Annotated in this window: 1 protein-coding gene; it reads right to left on the bottom strand. The window is 68.2% G+C overall.

What is annotated here, in order from left to right:
• On the bottom strand, window positions 1–500 hold a 500-nt coding region (locus tag ACXJKJ_RS32525; RefSeq protein WP_457395897.1), incomplete at both ends, for an FAD-dependent oxidoreductase.

Genomic DNA, 500 nt, shown 5'->3' with positions numbered 1-500 from the left:
CGGTGCGCGCGGTGACCCCGCGGCTGGTGGGAGTGAGCGTCTCCAGCACGGTACGGTCGTACACCCCGCAGCCGCGCTTCTGCAGCCGCATCAACATCCGGTAGGCGAGCCGGTACGGGTCCACGCGCGCGGCCAACGCACTGAGGATGGCGCCGGGCGCGTTGATACCGAACTCATGCCCCACCGCGTCCTTTTCCAGCCAGCGCACCCCGAAGCCATGCTTTTTGCGCAGCAGGTATTCCTCGTGCAGCACCGCGTGGTGGCGCCGCTTGCTGGCGTAGTAAAGGCTCTGCATGCGATGGCAGTCGACACCGGTGAACGCACCGGCCACCTCGCGCAGTGCCGGGATCGCATCGGCGCAGGCCTGGTAGGCCAGCACCGCCGCCTTCTCGCCGTACTGCTCGGCAAGGTCGACCATGTGGGTGTCGATCTCGTACTGCAGCAGTGCGGTACTGGCCGCAGTGCTGCCCCAGCCGACGTCGCGCTGCTCGATCACGGCC

Source organism: Roseateles sp. P5_E1, assembly GCF_054049335.1.
Note: the sequence above shows the minus strand (reverse complement) of the source record. Positions and strands in the feature narration are given on the sequence as shown.